The following is a 16,124-nucleotide window of genomic DNA, read 5'->3' as shown; positions in this document are numbered from 1 at the left end:
TCAGTAAAGTTGGTTGTATTAGTAATGAATAATATGAATTAGAAGCCGCCCAGAAATTGTTATTTTTAGTACAAAATTGGTAATTTTAAAGTAGCTGTTCTTTAAGTTTTGACAAGTCGAGCTTCATTTTAAGACTAGCAGTTTAAGCTCAATTCGCTATCATTCCGCCTAATTAAAAAGTGAAGGTGAGCAAGTGAAGAAAGTAATGGTGATAGGTGCTGGCCCAGCAGGTTTGATGGCGGCTGAAGTCATTCAATCAGCAGGCCTCTCGGTTGAAGTGTTTGATGCCAAGCCAAGTGCGTGCCGCAAGTTTTTGTTAGCGGGCGTTGGAGGCATGAACATCACCCATGCTGAGCCTTATGATGACTTTCTCACACGCTATTACGACAAATCCGCTTGGCTTGAGCCTTCGATAAAAGCATTCACACCGACCGACCTTCGTCAGTGGATTCACGAGCTTGGTATTGAAACCTTCGTCGGAACTTCTGGACGAGTCTTTCCCGAACAGATGAAAGCCGCTCCGTTGCTACGCAATTGGTTAAAACGCCTCAAAGAATCTGGAGTGACTTTTCATATGCGTCACCGGCTAGTGGGGTTAGAGGAACGGGCGGCAACTTTTGAGCACCTTGGTGAAACCACTGTGCTCCAAGCGGACGCAATCGTGCTCGCACTTGGCGGAGCAAGCTGGCCTAAGTTAGGCTCTGATGGAAAGTGGGTTCCACTACTGGAGCAAAATAAAGTAGACGTCGCCCCCCTCGAAAGCACTAATTGTGGCTTCTACAGTAATTGGAGTGACTACCTTAAACAGCAATGCGCTGGAGCTCCGTTAAAAGGCGTTGAGTTTAGCTTTACTCTTCCTGATGGAGAAACCGTCTCTCGAAAAGGCGAATGCATTGTCACGGCAGATGGCATGGAAGGCAGTTTGATTTATGCCTACTCGAAATATCTAAGGGATGCGATTAATAGTAGCGACAAAGCAACATTACAAATCAACTTAATCCCTGATCTAAGCCGTGATCAGCTGATTCAAAAACTCGCCAAAACCAAGGCGAAAGAGTCTTTTTCCAAATATCTCAAGCGCACACTAAAGCTTGATGCGGCCAAGATCGCATTACTTTATGAACACTACTCAAAGCATGAGTTTGACACGCCTGAGAAGCTAGCTCAGTGTTTACAAAATATCCCTGCGTGTTTCTATAAAGTGAAGCCCATTGAAGAGGTCATTTCTAGCGCTGGCGGCGTGTTAGAAAACAGTGTTGATGACTTCTTTATGTTGAACCGCCTTCCAGGGGTGTTCTGTGCGGGTGAAATGTTAGATTGGGAAGCGCCAACAGGTGGCTACTTGCTCACGGCCTGTTTTGCCACAGGCCATCGTGTAGGGCACGGAGTTGTTAATTGGCTTAAAAAGCAGAGTCTTTAAGCGCTTGCCAAACATCGTTTAACTTAGGGTTAGCATTGGTTCGTGCTCGATAAACACGGATTTCCAACGGCACGTTCCAATTCACAGCCCCAGCCAAAGCTAGCGACCCGTAGCTTAACGAATCCTGCACTAAACGCTTTGGCAACCAACCCACACCGAAGCCTTCTTTAACCATAGCTTTAATACTTGCCGCATGAATGTTGCTGGCTAAGATTTGCAACTGCGGCACCTCATGCTGACGTTGTAGATGATGTTGCACTGCTGGCGCTAAAAAGGTCACGTCATCGTAAGCAATGTAAGGAATCGGCTGCTTCCGACTTCCCGGCAATTCGTAGATAGGCTTTTGTTGTTCATCCACCGCCACACAGGGAACGAGTATTTCACGGCCTATGGTGATGCTCTCAAAATGCTCTTCATCCAACTCTTTCAAGAAGCCAATAGCTGGATGCCAGAAGCACAACATCAAGTCCGCCTCATTAGCCGTCATAGCATTAATAAAGTCAGCACCGGCCCACGAGCTCGACTTCATATTCACATCGATCTTGATATCCAATTGATCACAAAGCGGTGCCACTAATTCTCGGTAATAGCCCAAAAATAACGACTGCGTCGTAACGAAGCGAATCTGCGATTGCTCCTGCTCTTTGATCTCAAGGCACCGGGCTTTTGTATCGCGCAGCTGTCGTGTAATCAGCTCAGCACTTTGCAAAAAGATCTCGCCCGCTGGCGTTAATGACAGAGGCAACGTATTACGGTCGATCAACGTGACCTTCATTTCTTCTTCCAGTAATTTGATACGACGACTGAAAGTCGGCTGCGTCACATTCTGCTCATCCGCAGCACGGGAAAAGTGTCGCGTCTTCGCCAAAGCAATAAAGTCTTCTAACCACCTTATTTCCATGTGCGCCCCTCCTCCACTGCATGGCATGCCACTTGGCTACCATCGGATTGAGTGACCAGCATTGGAATCTGTTCATAACAACGCTGATTAGCGAGAGGACAACGGTTACAAAAGCTGCACCCCATCGGCTTTTCTAAAGGCGTCGGTACTTCACCGGTAAGATGAATCGGTTCCAGATCTAAGTTATCCAAACGCGGGATAGATGACAGTAATGCTTGGGTATAAGGATGCTTTGGCGCATCAAACAATGTCGCACGATCAGCCACTTCACACACACGCCCCAAATACATCACAGCCACACGCGTTGCAAAATGCTCCACCACAGCTAAATCATGGGTAATAAACAAATAGGTTAAGCCAAGCTCCTTTTGCTTATCCATCATCAAGTTCAGTACTTGTGCCTGCACGGAGACATCAAGCGCCGCCAATGGCTCATCCGCGATAATTAACTTGGGTTCTACTGACAATGCACGGGCTAGAGAGATTCGCTGACGCTGACCTCCAGAAAACTCATGCGGATAACGGTCCTCTGCGTCTTTGGTTAACCCCACAGACTGCAACAACTCTTCAATAAACTGATCCACTTGCGTACGCGACCAGCCTGCATGATGCAGTCGAATGGCTTCGCGCAAGATTTGATACACCGTCATTCTAGGGTTGAGCGAGGCATAGGGGTTTTGAAACACCATCTGTATTTTCTTACGAAATGGCATTCTTTGGCTATCGCTTAACTGATCAATGCGTTGATCATCAAAGTACACCGCGCCCTCATCAGGACGCTCAAGTCCAACTAGCAACCTTGCTAAAGTAGACTTACCACAACCCGTTTCACCTACCACACATAAGGTTTCACCACGGTGAATACTGAGATCAATACCATTTAAAGCATACACCTTCGGGTGACGGCTTTGCTTACGCGGCCAACGCAATGGCCAACGCCATTCAGAGCGAGCACGGAACACTTTTTCCAAACGATGGAACGTCACCAACGGCTTACTCATAAGAGTCGCCTCCATCGTATTGGGAAAATTCGGACAACATATCTTCCACCACGTAACACGCTACGGTAGACACACCACTGAACACAAAGCCCGGTGGACTCTGTCGACAACGCTCTTCCGCATAGGGGCAACGTGGATGGAAGGCGCAACCACTTGGTTGATCATTCAAAGGCGGCATATTGCCTTTAATTTGGTTGAGGCGTTGACCTGGTAACGCCATTTGCGGCAAAGCATTTAACAAACCTTGGGTGTAAGGATGCTGTGGATCATTGATAATCTCCAACGTCGGCCCCTGCTCCACAATACGCCCCGCATACATCACAAAGGTTCGTTCAGCGATCCGTGAGACCACTCCAAAATCATGAGTAATCAAAATCAGCGCCACACCATTGTCAGCACAGATTTGTTTTAGCAACTGTAATATCTCTGCTTGGATGGTCACATCCAGTGCCGTAGTGGGCTCATCGGCAATGATGATTTCAGGGTTTAACAACAAAGCAATGGCAATGATGATTTCAGGGTTTAACAACAAAGCAATGGCAATGATTACCCGCTGTCGCATGCCGCCCGACAGCTCATGAGGGAACTGATCGAAACGCTGACTAGGCGCTGAGATACGCACGTGTGCAAGCTTTTCAATCGCAAGCTTTCGGGCGTCTTTATAAGCAATACGAGTATGGCTACGGATGGCTTCAATCATCTGCGCGCCAATGGTCAACACCGGGTTAAGCGTCACCATAGGGTCTTGGAAGATCATCGCGATTTTCTTGCCCCGAATCCCTTGCCATTGCTTAGGGCTTAGCTTGGTTAACTCGCGACCATCAAACTGCACGGACCCAGCATCAATGTAACCAGGCTTCATCAATAGATTGACCAAGGCATAGCCCAAAACAGACTTACCCGCTCCCGACTCCCCGACAATGGCAATTCTCTCACCGCGATCCAAACTAAAACTGACATCGTGCAAAGCCACCAAATCCTGATGGCGCTGACGGAACTTTACGCTCAAACCATTGACCGATAACAAGCTCATAGTCAGCCCCTGATCTCTTTCGGATTTAAGTGATCACGTAGCCAATCGCCTAATAAATTCATCACAAAGATCAACAAAATCAAGGTGACACTTGGGAACACACTGATCCACCAAGCACCAGAAAAAAGGTAGTTAAAGCCCGATGAAATCAAAGCCCCAAGCGATGGCTGTGACGGCGGCATCCCTAGCCCAAGGAATGACAATGCCGCTTCAGCAACAATGGCATTAGCAATTTGAATGGTTAGGATGACCAAAATGGGCGACACAGTATTAGGTAAAATATGGCGCAGCATAATGTGGAGCTTACTTACCCCCAAAATGCGCGCCGCATCAACGTATTCTTTCTCTTTCTCGGCAAATACACAGGCTCGTACCGTCCGAGCAAAAATAGGCCACTCTGCTATGCCTAACACTAAAATCAGCATTAACATCGCCAACTGCTGATACGCCGCATTACCAAACATCGTTTGAAAAATCGCTAATACAACAATGGCAACCATCATGGTCGAAAAGGACAGTTGTATATCAGCAACACGCATCAAGAACGCATCCAAACGTCCGCCAATATAGCCAGATAAAAGGCCTATACTGACCCCAAGCAGCACTTGAATCAGAACCGCACACACGCCAATCGTCAGAGACAAACGCGTGCCATACAGAATCACCGATAATAGATCACGCCCTTGAGTATCAGTCCCTAGCAAAAAGCGACTGTCCCCGGTCTGCCAATAAGGCGCTAGCTCAGCATTTTCGAGATCCATAAAATCGGTGCTGTTCACGTCATAAGGTGACAACAAAGGCGCCAGCAAAGCGACCAAGCAGTAAAAGACAAAGATAAGCAGAGCAAACAGCGCTAGTTTATCGCCACGGATGGCCATCAACAGGTGACGAACGCGGGTGACGTGCTCTGGGGAAACGTGAGGACGGTGCAACAAACTCATGCGCTGTATCCCGGAATTCGAACTCTAGGGTTGACCATACTGTACACCACATCCACTAAGGTATTGGTCACCACAAAAATTACCCCAACCACCATTAAATAAGCGGATATTAATGGCACATCTACTCGTGTTACGGCTTCCATGAACAATAGGCCCATGCCCGGCCACTGGAAAATACTCTCGGTTAGTATGGTATAAGCGACGAGTGTTCCCGCCTGAATCCCACCTACCGTAATGACAGGTAGCATGGTGTTTTTCAACGCGTGTAGAAAATAAATACGCGGTGCTGAAATGCCTTTTGACCATGCGTAACGGATGAAATCACTTTGCAGCACATCTTGCATTTCCGCTCGGATTAAGCGAATAAAAATAGGGGTTAAAACAAATGCTAAAGAAAAACTTGGCAGTAAAAGGTGTCGCAGTCCATCTTTATTAAACAACCCTGTTTGCCAAAGACCTAGAAAAGAAGTGGTTTCCCCGCGACCAAAGCTTGGTAACACGCGCCACTCAATGGCGAAGAAGTACATCAGGAAAACAGCGACAATGAAGATCGGGATCGATAGCCCCAATGTACTAATAAATAGAACCGCTCTGGATAATAAGCTTTTGGGGTGAATGGCGGCAATGACACCAAGTGGCGTTGCTAAAATGATCACCAACAGCAAGGCGCAAAACGATAGCTCCAGTGTTGCAGGCAAGCGACTTACAATCACATCCAAGGTAGGCTGCTTATAGTAATACGACATGCCTAAGTCACCTTGCAGCGCTCCCATTAAAAAACGACCGTATTGCTGTAATAAAGGGTCATTTAAGCCCAGCTCTTGTTGTAAGGCCGCCCGCTCCTGCAAGGACACAGATTGGCCGACCATCTGCCGAACTGGGTCACCCAGGTTATCTTGAATAACAAAGCTGACCACACTGATAATCAGCAGCACAAACAGCGCCTGACAAAGCCTGCGCCCAATAAAGCTAACCATGGATTCCTTCGCTTACTTCTAAATCGCCCCAGTATGGGAAATTCAAAAAGTTTAACACGCCTTCTAATTGAACCGAGCGCTTCGTCGCCCAAATAATCGGTTGCCAGTACAACGGAATCACCAGTGCTTCCTGTGCGGTGTGATGTTCAATACCCTGCAAGATACGTTCGCGCTGTTTAGGTTGCATTTCACGGTTAGCCAGGCGAACGCCTTGCTCAATCAAAGGATCACAAAACTCCCCGGCGTTATAAGTACCCAACCCCGTTTTTAGGTCACGACACGCCAATGTGAATTCAAAAATATTATTGGAATCAAAAGTGTCCGACTGCCATCCCAGCATCATGACATCCGCCGCCCGTTGATCAAACAACTGGAAGTATTGGGCTTTAGGAAAGGTTTTAAGGTCCACTTTAATATTGATTTTTTCTAACATCGCCGCAGCGGCCTGAGCCACTTTTTCATCGCTCATGTAGCGGTTATTTGGCGCCATCATGGTGATACGAAAGCCCTCTTGGTAGCCTGCTTCAGCCATCAATTGTTTGGCTTTTTCAATATCGTATTGGGGCATCAAATCACTGATATGACCGGCAAACGCGGTTGCACTGAGTTGCCCAGCGGCTTCACCATAGCCTCTGAGGATTTTCTCTACGATTAGGCTTTGATTGATGGCAAGACTCATCGCTTGACGAACTTTAGGGTGTTGCAATTCTTTTCTGCGAGATTGGTTGAGCTGTAACATCACGATGCGCGTTCCTGTCATCGACAGCAGCTGAATATCAGGGGTGCGTTGCACACGGGCAATGTCGATTGGCGCAACCGGTGAGATGGCGTCAACGCCGCCTGTTAATAGCGCCGCTAAACGAGTCGAATCGGAGCGAATCGGCAACCATTCCATACGCTGTACATTCCCGGAGGAAGTTTGATCCCAGTAGTTTGGATTACGCTCAAGTACTAAACGCTGCCCAGCAATACGCTCTTTGACTTGAAACGGCCCTGAACCTGACACGTTGCTCGAAGCAAACGTCTGCCCAAACTTTACGATCTCAGCCTTACCTTCATAGAAACCTTTGTCCATCACAAACACATACGCCAGTATGTTTAACAGCAAGGGATAAGCATGGGTGGTGTGGATATCAACGGTATAATCGTCAACTTTGTCCACATTTTGCACAACATTAAACAATGCTTTGAAATCCACAGAGCCTTTCAATCGCGCCACTGTGAATAAAACATCGTCTGCGGTCATCCGGTTGCCTGAATGGAATTGCACGTCATTGCGTAACTGAACACGCATAGTGTTGGCGTCGAGCATTTGCCAAGATTGGGCTAAACGCGGTTCAAGCGTACCGTTTTGGCGCCATCGAACTAAAGGGTCAAAGACCGTGTGAGAATATTGAATGCCTGCTTCGGACAGCTGTTCATGAGGATCAAGAGAAATTGGATCAGCATCAACCGCTACACGGATATCCGCCGCCAAGCACGAGAACGCACTAAAACCCATTCCAAGTAGAATGAGAAGACATCTTAACATTTGGGTTCCTTATACGGGCTGATTCTGCTTTATGACTGGGGGTTGCAGATCTAGCCTCTTGTTGTACTGGCCAATAGCTTGACCATTTGGTTATACCCTACAGTATAGAAAATCAACAGTTGTTCGCCTAGTAAAGAATGAAGCGAAGCACTGACTTCGCTTCATTCTTTTTCACTATGCCGCGCCAGAAACCTCCGTTAAGCGGTTTTCTTCAACGGCATGACAGGCAATCAAGTGAGCCTCATCGGTAGTACGAAGTACAGGCCCTTCAGTACGACAACGATCGTTCGCATACTGACAACGTCCATGGAAAGCACAACCACTTGGTGGATTCAGTGGTGATGGCAGCTCCCCTTTTAGCTTAATGCGCTGACGACGCTTCTCACTAGAAAGTTGCGGTGTACTGGACAGGAGTGCCTGAGTATAAGGGTGTTTTGGGTTAGTAAAGACTTCCTCACAAGTACCGTGCTCGACCACTTTACCGAGGTACATCACCATCACTTCATCGGCGATGTGCTCTACCACAGATAAATCATGAGAGATAAACACATAGCTCAAGCCAAACTCTTGTTGCAGATCCATCATCAGGTTAAGAACCTGCGCTTGCACTGACACATCCAGAGCTGACACCGGCTCATCAGCCACGATCACTTCAGGATCTAACATCAAACCACGGGCAATGGCGATACGCTGACGCTGACCACCTGAGAACATATGCGGATAACGATCATAGTGCTCTGGCTTCAAGCCTACCTTGGACATCATTTCCATGGCTTTGGCCTTGCGCTCCGCTTTGCTCAGATTGGTATTAATCACCAACGGCTCTTCTAAGATCGAGCCGATTTTCTTACGTGGGTTTAAAGAGCCATAAGGGTTTTGGAAAATGATTTGGATTTTCTGGCGCAACTCTTTTTGCTGCTCTTTCGATAAAGCCAGTAAATCCTCACCAAGGAAATTCAACTGACCATCGGTCGGTGTTTCGATCATGGTCAGCATTCGACCTAGCGTCGATTTACCACAACCTGATTCCCCCACCACCGCTAAGGTTTTGCCTTTCTCAAGGGTAAAGCTTACTCCGTCCACCGCTTTCACTGTCGCATCAGGCTTTAAAAAGCCTTGTTTCACTTCATAGTGCTGCTTCAGGTTATGGGCGTTTAAAACAAGTTCTTGGCTCATGCGGCTGGCCTCCCCTGTGCGTTCAGTGGTGTATGACATTTCACTTGGCGTTCTAAAGGCCCTTGGCTAGCAGGCTCCACATTACGACAATGATCCGTTGCATAAGGACAACGGGGACTTAGCAAACATCCCTTTGGTCGATCGTATTGACCAGGCACCACACCAGGAAGCGCTTCTAAACGTGCTTTACCGGCCGCGGATTCAGGCAATGACGCCAGCAAAGCCTGTGTGTAAGGGTGTTGCGGTGCGCTAAACACTTCACTCGCAGGGCCACTTTCAACGATTTGACCGGCGTACATCACGATCACCCGATGGGCCACTTCAGCCACCAGCGCTAAATCGTGGGTAATCAATACCAAGCCCATTTGCTTTTGTTCTTGTAGGTCAATCAGCAGATCAATAATCTGAGCTTGAATGGTCACATCCAAAGCCGTTGTCGGCTCATCGGCAATCAAGAGCTTAGGATTACAAGCGATCGCGATCGCGATCATCACCCGCTGACTCATACCACCTGATAATTGATGCGGATAAGCACTTAAACGCGTTTCAGGAGCAGGAATACCAACCAGAGTTAACAACTCAATGGCGCGTTTTTTCAGCTCTTTTTTAGTACCACCTTGGTGGGTTTTAAGTGCTTCAATGATCTGATAACCCACAGTAAAACACGGATTTAGACTGGTCATTGGATCTTGGAAGATCATCGCAATATCAGAACCTGTGATTTTGCGACGTTGCGCTTCGGGCATGGACAATAGATCCTGATCCATAAAGGTCAGCTCATCGGCACTGACTTTCCCAGGGTAATCAATCAGGCCCATTAACGACAATGAACTGACACTTTTACCTGAGCCTGACTCGCCCACGATGCCTAACACTTCCCCTTCGTTGACGCTGTAGCTAATTTGATCCACAGCGCGGAAATTACCAAAGGTAACGGATAGATTTTCTAGCTTAAGTAATGACATATTGCGCTCCTACTGCTTCAACTTCGGATCCAGTGCATCACGTAAGCCGTCACCCATTAGGTTAAACGCCAATACGGTCAACAAGATCATCAGACCTGGGAAGGTCACCACCCACCACGCGCGCTGAACGAACTGCAATGCGTCCGCCAACATGCTGCCCCATTCAGGGGTTGGAGGTTGTGCACCTAAGCCAAGGAAGCCCAGCGCGGCCATGTCTAAGATGGCAGTTGAAAAGCCTAAGGTCGCTTGCACGATCAGTGGTGCGACACAGTTAGGCAGAATACAAATAAACATCAAACGTAACGGACTTGCGCCAATCACTCGGGAAGAGGTGACGTAATCTCGAGACATTTCCGCCATAGTCGCCGCACGGGTCAAACGCACATAGTGCGGCAGTGAAACAATCGAGATCGCTAACGCGGCGTTAACGATACTGGGGCCCAAGATCGCAACAATCGCAATCGCTAACAACAAACTTGGCATCGCTAGCATAATGTCCACCACACGCATGATGATGGTATCCACCACACCTTTGCAGTAGCCCGCCACAAGGCCAAGCAAAATGCCCATTAATAAAGAAGCGGTTACCGCGACCAAACCAACGGACAGTGACAATCGAGCGCCGTGGATAATACGCGACAGAATGTCTCGACCCACATCGTCAGTACCTAAGACATAGGCCCAGTTGCCGCCTTCCATCCATGCAGGAGGAAGTAGTAATGCATCACGAGCCTGATCAGATGGCGAATGAGGAGCAACCACATCCGCAAACAAAGCCATCAAACAAATGATAATGATGAACACCAAACCGCTGACCGCGCCTTTGTTGCCCTTAAAGTAATGCCAGAATTCTTGTAACGGTGTACGTGGTGCTGGCGCTTGTAATGTTTCAGTCGTCATAGCGCCTCCTTAACGGCTGTGTCGAATACGTGGGTTAACAATGCCGTAGGCAATGTCCACCAATAGGTTGACCACAATGATGATCGTGGCCACGATCAAGATACCGCCTTGCACCACTGGGTAATCACGACGGCCGATGGATTCAATCAACCATTTACCAATCCCCGGCCAAGCAAATACGGTTTCCGTTAGGATCGCACCAGAGAGCAAAATACCCACCTGCAGACCAATGACTGTGATCACAGGAATCAACGCGTTGCGTAACGCATGGATAATGATCACTCGCCATGGGGCAATGCCTTTAGCACGAGCGGTACGAATGTAATCCTCGCTTAGCACTTCCAACATTGACGAGCGTGTCATACGAGCAATCACCGCCATAGGAATGGTACCGAGAACAATACTTGGCAAGATAAGGTGTGCTATCGCGGAAGAAAGTGCCCCTTCTTCACCGGATAAAATCGAATCAATCAACATAAAGCCCGTGACATCATCGATCCAATACACTACATCGATGCGTCCCGAAACTGGCGTCCAACCGAGATTCACAGAGAAGATCAACATGAGCAATAACGCCCACCAGAAGATCGGCATGGAATAGCCCGTCAAAGAAAAGGTCATCACCGAGTGATCAAACAAGGTGCCGCGTTTCACCGCGGCAATCATACCTGCCGGCAAGCCAATCAGAATGGCAAAAATCGCCGCACAAAATGCCAACTCGATTGTGGCTGGAAACAAGGTTAAGAACTCGCTTAATACAGGCTCTTTCGTTACTAATGAATTACCAAGGTCACCCTGTAATACACCGGTGACGTAGTGAAAATATTGCACATATAAGGGCTGATCAAAGCCAAGTTGCGCGCTGAGTTCGGCGTGACGCTCTGCACTGACACCGCGTTCACCAGCCATTACCTCAATCGGGTCACCTGGGATCAAACGGATAAGCGTGAACGTCAGCAAGGTGATTCCGATAAACGTCGGAATGACTAAACTTAATCGACGAAAAATAAATTGGAACATAGATGACTAGCTCTCTTAATGGGGAGAACCAAGCAGGCGGTTAGCCCACTTGATTTAGCAGAGATAGGCGGCTTCCACGACCGCCTAACTCTGTAGTGCTCGCGGCGCCAATGGTGTTCATCGACGCCGCGCTTTTGATTACTTCTCTAGACTTACGTTGTAGAAGTAGTGACCACCTAGTGGGTCAATTTTGTAGCCTTTCACTTCCTTACGGATTGGCTCGTATACCACTGAGTGGGCAACGGTAATCCAAGGCGCTTCACGCTTGAAGACTTGCTGAGCTTCTTCGTAGAACTTAGTACGTTCCGCTTTTACAGATGTTTTCTTCGCATCCAGCAGCAAGTTGTTGAACTCTTCGTTACACCATTGCGCACGGTTAGAGCCACCTACGCCATCACAGCCAAGAAGAACATACATGAAGTTATCTGGGTCACCGTTATCACCTGTCCAACCTAGCAATACAGTATCGTGTTCACCTTTCTTAGAACGGTTTAGGTATTCACCCCATTCGTAAGAAACGATCTCAGCATCCACACCCACTTTCTTCCAATCTTCTTGGATGATCTCAGCCATACGGCGAGCATTCGGGTTGTAAGGGCGCTGAACTGGCATCGCCCAGATGTTGGTTTTGAAACCGTTCTCGTAGCCAGCTTCTTTTAGTAGCTCTTTCGCTTTCACAGGATCGTACGAGTAGTCTTTCACATCATTGTTGTAAGACCACATAGTCGGTGGAATTGGGTTTTTCGCCACTTTACCCGCACCTTGGAACACCGCGTCAATGATGGCGTTTTTGTTGGTCGCGTAGTTTAGTGCTTGACGAACTTTGGTATCAGTAAACGGAGCTTTTTCAGTATTAAACGCCAAGTAACCAACGTTTAGACCTTCTTGGCTCATCAAGTTGATATCGCTATCTGCTTGCATTTGCTCAAGGTCAGCAGGGTTTGGATAAGGCATCACATGACACTCGCCTGCTTTTAACTTAGCGTAACGAACCGAAGCATCTGGTGTGATAGAGAAGACTAGGCGATCGATGTCTGCTTTACCTTTCCAGTATTCTTTAAACGCTGTGTAGCGGATCAAAGAGTCTTTTTGGTACTGAACCTTTTGGAATGGGCCTGTGCCAACTGGGTTGATGTCCAACTGCTCTGGCGTGCCTTTCTTCATTAGGTAATCCGCTTGTTCTGCGGAAAAAATCGATGCGAAGTCCATGGCTAAGTTTGCCACGAACGGTGCTTCAGGCTGATTCAAAACAAACTTAACCGTGTAATCATCTACTTTAACGATGTCTTTGATTAAGTCTTGCATGCCCATACCGTTGAAGTATTCGTATGAGCCACCTGAAACGGTGTGGTAAGGGTGATTTTTATCCCACTGACGAGCAAAGGTAAAAATGACATCGTCTGCGTTGAAATCACGGCTTGGTTTAAAGTCCTTGGTGCTATGGAACTTGACGCCTTTGCGTAAATGGAAAGTGTATTCAAGACCGTCAGCCGAGACATCGTAGCTTTCTGCTAGACCAGCTTCTGTTTCGGTTGTTCCTAGTTTGAACTCAACTAAGCGGTTGAACATGTTTTTTGAGCTGGCATCGAATGTTGTACCCGATGTGTAGAACGCTGGGTTAAAGCCTTCTGGGCTACCTTCTGAACAGTAGACCAACGTTGAAGCAGCCTGAGCAGACATTGACATGGCACCTGCAGCCATCAACGCAAGTGGTAAAGCGGCTAACCGTTTTTTCATCTTAACTCTCCATTTCGCATAATTATTTTCAAGTTCTGTTAAAACTCGCGACATCGGCTCAGGCATTTAGCCAAGCCAATGAAAGTGTTCTTTTGTGATGTCGTTGAATTCGGAGAACGAACTGAGATGTGTTAAAAGCGGCCTCACTCTAACGAGTCGTTGAGTGAGGCGGCTATTCCTCTTCCTTGAGGCCCCCTACACGTTTTCGCGAATCCTGTAAAAAGTTCGCAAAAACAGCGTATTTGAAGAGTACTGAAGCGATTTAGAATAACCAATCGAAATAACGATATGCTCTATACGCAATGCGTATAGAGATCTTGAATAGAAAAAATTTTATTTAAAAATCAGCAAGTTATTTTTTATAAAGGCGTGTTATTTTTTAATCAGCTAGCTTTCATAACTAAATCAAACCCTGTTCAATCGCATACTTTGTAAGGCCTGCAAGCGTATGGATATCCAACTTATTCTTTAGGTTTTGACGGTGAGTTTCCACTGTTCGCACACTGATATTCAAACGTCTCGCCACCTCTTTATTTGCATGGCCAGAAGTTAGCGCAATCAATACATCGAGCTCTCGACGGGTGAGAGATTCATTCGCAGAAGGAAGCGCATCTGGAGACTTATCCGGCATAGTAAAAAGTGACTGAGAAGCGCCTGCACTGAAATACGTACCTCCCTGAAACACGGTTTCTATGGCCATGATGAGTTCATTCACTGACACATCTTTGAGCACGTAACCACTTGCTCCCGATTGCACGAGAGGTAAGATGTATTCTCGATCATGGTGCATACTCAGCATCAGCACTTTTATTTGTGGTAGTTCCTCGCGAAAGCGTTTAGCGGCCTCAATCCCCCCGAGAACCGGCATTGAGACATCCATGAGCACCACATCTGGAGCCAATTGCTGCGCTTTTTGTAATGCTTCTTCACCATTCTTAGCAGTGCCCATAATTTCAATATGAGACTCCAGCTGTAAACGTGCGACCAAACCATCGAGCACTAACACATGGTCATCCACTAATAAAACTTTGATATTAGGTCGGCTCATTTTGTCCTCCAGACATGGCGATTTCACTGGGCACAAGAGCCCTAACGGTAGTGCCTAATTCCGCTTCGCTATGGATAGAAAATTCCCCTTCAATTAACGCCAAACGTTCGCGCATGTTGAATACTCCTATGCCACTGGCATGATCACGAGGGTTAAAGCCGCAGCCATCGTCTCTACATTCAAAGTGTAACGCATCTTTTTGCAACCAAATTTTTAACGAAACGTTCTCTGCATTAGCGTGCTTTTCAATGTTGGTTAAGCACTCTTGTGATAAGCGATATAAGGTAATTTCTACCTCCTCAGCTAACTCATCGAGATTTGGCATGAGCTGATATTGAACACGTATCTGTGTTCGCTCGGAGAACTGTTCCAATAGACCGATCAAGGCCGCTTCTAGGCCTAAATCATCCAATAAAGTCGGTCGCAAGTTATGGGAGATTTGCCGTACTTCTTGAATCGTTTGCTCAATCACATGCTCAGCCTGCTGTAAATCCGCTTCAATCGTGTCATGTTGCACGCCTTTACGAAGTTTATTTGCCACCAGTTCAATGCGAAACTTACTGGAGACCAGCAATTGATTGATGCCATCGTGAAGCTCACGGGAGAACTTTCGACGCTCACTGATCTGTAATTTAATAAACCTTTTAATCAGGTTTTTCAGGCGCGCATCGGCTAAACGATGTTCTCTCAAATTAATAAACAGCCCTAGCAATAACACCATCGTCACTGTTAAACCAAGGACAAACAGCACGGTAAACAAGCTGTTTGATATGTTTTTATTCATGGTGTTTTGCGCAATTTCCAAATCTCGATAAATATCATCAAGGTATAGCCCTGTGCCCATCATCCAGCCCCATTGCTCAATCAGTACCACATAACCGAGCTTATCCTCTTGGATCAATTGCGGCGGCTTTTCCCAAATGTAACGATGGAAACCACCGCCAGACTTGGCCGCATCAATTAGGTTCTTAATTAAGAAGTCCCCTTCACGATCCTGAAACTCTAGTAAATTCTGACCTACAAAATCAGGCTGCGTGGGGTGTACCAAATTCACACCATCTAAGGTGTACGCAAAGAAATAGCCATCTTCGTTGTAAGTTAATCCGGTGAGTAAGCGACGCACTTTCAGCTTCGCCTGTTCAGTGGTCAGAGTAGGATCATTTAGGATAGGACGAATGGCAGACATGGCAATGGCCACATTGTCTTTTAGAGCTTGCTTGCGGGTTTCGATCATACGCTGCTCATAGAGCGCCAGCTCTTGCTGCGTCAATGACTTAGCATGAGTCACCCCAAGATATGTAATGATTGCCGTTGCCAAAAGCAAAGGGATCACTGTCAGCAAAATGATTTTGCTTTTAAGTGTCATAGCAGGACCTAGTTATTGTTGTTTCCTGATCGTTATATGTCTTTCAGGCACACTAACATGCGCCTTGGCTAGAAAGATTGAAGGGAGGCCAAGCCTCCCTTTTTTGTA

General features: G+C 47.1%; 14 protein-coding genes. 1 reads left to right on the top strand and 13 read right to left on the bottom strand.

Going from position 1 to position 16,124, the window contains the following annotated elements:
* The first annotated feature begins 193 nt into the window (after nt 1-193).
* A complete protein-coding gene (locus tag C8D85_RS10270) occupies nt 194-1,420 on the top strand; it encodes a TIGR03862 family flavoprotein (protein ID WP_244936990.1) in 1,227 nt (408 codons plus the stop codon).
* Here C8D85_RS10270 and C8D85_RS10265 read toward each other — a convergent pair.
* From C8D85_RS10265 to C8D85_RS10205, 13 genes are all read right to left on the bottom strand, one after another.
* A complete protein-coding gene (locus C8D85_RS10265) occupies nt 1,401-2,321 on the bottom strand; it encodes a LysR family transcriptional regulator (protein WP_133562344.1) in 921 nt (306 codons plus the stop codon). The two genes, C8D85_RS10270 and C8D85_RS10265, sit on opposite strands and share 20 nt — an antisense overlap.
* Complete coding sequence (locus C8D85_RS10260) at nt 2,312-3,322, bottom strand: ABC transporter ATP-binding protein (protein ID WP_133562342.1); 1,011 nt, start codon at nt 3,320-3,322, stop codon at nt 2,312-2,314. The genes C8D85_RS10265 and C8D85_RS10260 overlap by 10 nt, the downstream gene beginning before the upstream one ends.
* A complete protein-coding gene (locus tag C8D85_RS10255) occupies nt 3,315-4,355 on the bottom strand; it encodes an ABC transporter ATP-binding protein (RefSeq protein ID WP_133562340.1) in 1,041 nt (346 codons plus the stop codon). Before C8D85_RS10255 ends, C8D85_RS10260 begins: the two co-directional genes overlap by 8 nt.
* A gap of 2 nt (nt 4,356-4,357) precedes the next feature.
* Nucleotides 4,358-5,296: an ABC transporter permease gene (locus tag C8D85_RS10250; protein ID WP_133562338.1), complete on the bottom strand. Its 939-nt coding sequence runs from the start codon at nt 5,294-5,296 to the stop codon at nt 4,358-4,360.
* Nucleotides 5,293-6,273, bottom strand: a complete 981-nt coding sequence (locus tag C8D85_RS10245) for an ABC transporter permease (protein WP_133562337.1) — start codon at nt 6,271-6,273, stop codon at nt 5,293-5,295. Before C8D85_RS10245 ends, C8D85_RS10250 begins: the two co-directional genes overlap by 4 nt.
* The gene (locus C8D85_RS10240; RefSeq protein WP_133562336.1) at nt 6,266-7,804 is read right to left on the bottom strand and encodes an ABC transporter substrate-binding protein; all 1,539 of its coding nucleotides are present in this window, start codon (nt 7,802-7,804) and stop codon (nt 6,266-6,268) included. The genes C8D85_RS10245 and C8D85_RS10240 overlap by 8 nt, the downstream gene beginning before the upstream one ends.
* 174 nt (nt 7,805-7,978) lie before the next feature.
* Nucleotides 7,979-8,980: a peptide ABC transporter ATP-binding protein gene (locus C8D85_RS10235; RefSeq protein ID WP_133562334.1), complete on the bottom strand. Its 1,002-nt coding sequence runs from the start codon at nt 8,978-8,980 to the stop codon at nt 7,979-7,981.
* On the bottom strand, nt 8,977-9,945 hold the full coding sequence (gene dppD / locus C8D85_RS10230; protein ID WP_133562332.1) for a dipeptide ABC transporter ATP-binding protein: 969 nt from the start codon (nt 9,943-9,945) through the stop codon (nt 8,977-8,979). Before dppD ends, C8D85_RS10235 begins: the two co-directional genes overlap by 4 nt.
* Before the next feature lie 9 nt (nt 9,946-9,954).
* The gene (dppC, locus tag C8D85_RS10225; RefSeq protein WP_133562330.1) at nt 9,955-10,845 is read right to left on the bottom strand and encodes a dipeptide ABC transporter permease DppC; all 891 of its coding nucleotides are present in this window, start codon (nt 10,843-10,845) and stop codon (nt 9,955-9,957) included.
* 9 nt (nt 10,846-10,854) lie between these two features.
* Complete coding sequence (locus tag C8D85_RS10220) at nt 10,855-11,865, bottom strand: ABC transporter permease subunit (RefSeq protein WP_133562328.1); 1,011 nt, start codon at nt 11,863-11,865, stop codon at nt 10,855-10,857.
* Between the two features lie 138 nt (nt 11,866-12,003).
* Nucleotides 12,004-13,602 carry an ABC transporter substrate-binding protein gene (locus C8D85_RS10215; RefSeq protein WP_133562326.1) on the bottom strand — a complete coding sequence of 533 codons (1,599 nt, stop codon included), beginning with the start codon at nt 13,600-13,602 and terminating at the stop codon, nt 12,004-12,006.
* Between the two features lie 400 nt (nt 13,603-14,002).
* Nucleotides 14,003-14,650 carry a response regulator transcription factor gene (locus tag C8D85_RS10210; RefSeq protein WP_133562324.1) on the bottom strand — a complete coding sequence of 216 codons (648 nt, stop codon included), beginning with the start codon at nt 14,648-14,650 and terminating at the stop codon, nt 14,003-14,005.
* Nucleotides 14,637-16,016, bottom strand: coding sequence for a cache domain-containing protein (locus C8D85_RS10205; protein ID WP_133562322.1), 1,380 nt, complete (start codon nt 16,014-16,016; stop codon nt 14,637-14,639). Before C8D85_RS10205 ends, C8D85_RS10210 begins: the two co-directional genes overlap by 14 nt.
* Between the last annotated feature and the right edge of the window lie 108 nt (nt 16,017-16,124).

The sequence above is a fragment of the Marinomonas communis genome, from assembly GCF_004363305.1.
Taxonomy (GTDB): domain Bacteria; phylum Pseudomonadota; class Gammaproteobacteria; order Pseudomonadales; family Marinomonadaceae; genus Marinomonas; species Marinomonas communis.
This window is presented reverse-complemented; position numbering and strand designations above follow the sequence as displayed.

Bases quoted from the DNA above. Each gene is read 5' to 3' on its own strand.
- C8D85_RS10210 (WP_133562324.1), bottom strand. From the start codon at position 14,650: ATGAGCCGACCTAATATCAAAGTTTTATTAGTGGATGACCATGTGTTA.
- C8D85_RS10205 (WP_133562322.1), bottom strand. From the start codon at position 16,016: ATGACACTTAAAAGCAAAATCATTTTGCTGACAGTGATCCCTTTGCTT.
- C8D85_RS10240 (WP_133562336.1), bottom strand. From the start codon at position 7,804: ATGTTAAGATGTCTTCTCATTCTACTTGGAATGGGTTTTAGTGCGTTC.
- C8D85_RS10265 (WP_133562344.1), bottom strand. From the start codon at position 2,321: ATGGAAATAAGGTGGTTAGAAGACTTTATTGCTTTGGCGAAGACGCGA.
- C8D85_RS10215 (WP_133562326.1), bottom strand. From the start codon at position 13,602: ATGAAAAAACGGTTAGCCGCTTTACCACTTGCGTTGATGGCTGCAGGT.
- C8D85_RS10255 (WP_133562340.1), bottom strand. From the start codon at position 4,355: ATGAGCTTGTTATCGGTCAATGGTTTGAGCGTAAAGTTCCGTCAGCGC.
- dppC (WP_133562330.1), bottom strand. From the start codon at position 10,845: ATGACGACTGAAACATTACAAGCGCCAGCACCACGTACACCGTTACAA.
- C8D85_RS10220 (WP_133562328.1), bottom strand. From the start codon at position 11,865: ATGTTCCAATTTATTTTTCGTCGATTAAGTTTAGTCATTCCGACGTTT.
- dppD (WP_133562332.1), bottom strand. From the start codon at position 9,945: ATGTCATTACTTAAGCTAGAAAATCTATCCGTTACCTTTGGTAATTTC.
- C8D85_RS10245 (WP_133562337.1), bottom strand. From the start codon at position 6,273: ATGGTTAGCTTTATTGGGCGCAGGCTTTGTCAGGCGCTGTTTGTGCTG.
- C8D85_RS10260 (WP_133562342.1), bottom strand. From the start codon at position 3,322: ATGAGTAAGCCGTTGGTGACGTTCCATCGTTTGGAAAAAGTGTTCCGT.
- C8D85_RS10250 (WP_133562338.1), bottom strand. From the start codon at position 5,296: ATGAGTTTGTTGCACCGTCCTCACGTTTCCCCAGAGCACGTCACCCGC.
- C8D85_RS10235 (WP_133562334.1), bottom strand. From the start codon at position 8,980: ATGAGCCAAGAACTTGTTTTAAACGCCCATAACCTGAAGCAGCACTAT.